Source organism: Roseibium aggregatum (genome assembly GCF_014692675.1).
Classification (GTDB): Bacteria; Pseudomonadota; Alphaproteobacteria; order Rhizobiales; family Stappiaceae; genus Roseibium; species Roseibium aggregatum_C.
Genome location: NZ_JABFCZ010000078.1, coordinates 1 through 1,281, shown reverse-complemented (window position 1 = coordinate 1,281; position 1,281 = coordinate 1). Strand labels below are relative to the sequence as shown.

Below are 1,281 nucleotides of genomic sequence, written 5' to 3'. Positions count from 1 at the left end.
TGCCCGACCTGAGAGATAGGTGACAAAACGTTCCGGACACATAGGTAACACTTTTCGTTTTTGCGGGAGGTGTCGATGCCGTGGAAAGAGGTGTCCGTTATGGAGGAACGTCTTCGCTTCGTCGCCCGTCTTCTGGATGGGGAAGGCATGAGTTCGGTGTGCCGCGAGTTCGGCATCTCGCGCAAGACCGGCTACAAGATCTGGGATCGTTACCGGCAGGATGGACTGGAAGCCTTGTGCGACCGGTCCCGTCGCCCTGTGCGCTATGCGAACCAGCTGCCGGACCAGGTCGAGCGCCTGATCGTATCCGCGAAGAAGGACAAGCCGCACTGGGGTGCGCGCAAGATCCGGGAGATCCTGGTCAGGAAGCTCGCCGGCGATGTGCGGATCCCGGCCCAAAGCACGGTGCATGCGGTGCTCGACCGCCACGGCCTTGTCAAGCGCGCCCGCAAGCGGCAGCGCGCCTGCAAGGCCGAAGGCACAGCACTGTCGGCCGGCGTTCGTCCCAACGATCTGTGGTGTGCCGATTTCAAGGGCGAGTTCAAGCTGGGCAACCGGCAATACTGTTACCCCTTGACGGTGAGCGACCATGCCTCACGCTATCTGTTGATGTGCGAAGCCTTTGACAGCACGAAGGAAAGGCCGGTCATCGAGGCCTTCGTACGCCTGTTCAAGGAGCGCGGCCTGCCAGGGGCCATCCGCACCGACAACGGACTGCCATTTGCCTCACCCAACGGGCTCTACAATCTGTCGAAGCTGTCGGTGTGGTGGCTGCGGCTGGGCATCGGTATCGAACGCATCAGGCCCGGACATCCTCAGCAGAACGGCCGGCATGAACGCATGCATCTGACCTTGAAGAAGGAGGCAACCCGGCCACCGGGCATGAACAGCCTCCAGCAGCAGGCGAAGTTCGATGCTTTTCTCAAGGAGTTCAATGAGGAACGGCCACACGAAGCGCTGACCATGCAGATGCCCGATGAGGTCTACAAGCCCTCGCCAAGACCGTACCGGGGCCTGCCGGAGCTGGACTATCCCTTCCATGACCGGGACGCGCTGGTCACCGCCTGCGGCCGGATCTGTATGTATCGAAAGAAGATCAACGTCTCTACCGTGCTGGCCGGTCAGAAGCTCGGAATCAAGGAGGTGGACGATGGAATTTGGCTGATCAGCTTCATGAGCTATGATCTGGGATACATCGACCTGGAGCAGAGAACACTACAGACAATCGACAACCCGTTCGGCACGAGGTTGTAACCCATGTCTCCGGTACAAACTGTTACC

Annotated in this window: 1 protein-coding gene; it reads left to right on the top strand. The window is 60.0% G+C overall.

Annotated features, from left to right (window positions below):
* Window positions 1-75: 75 nt before the first annotated feature.
* On the top strand, window positions 76-1,254 hold the full coding sequence (locus HK439_RS26350; protein WP_190294457.1) for an integrase core domain-containing protein: 1,179 nt from the start codon (window positions 76-78) through the stop codon (window positions 1,252-1,254).
* The last annotated feature ends 27 nt before the right edge of the window (window positions 1,255-1,281 follow it).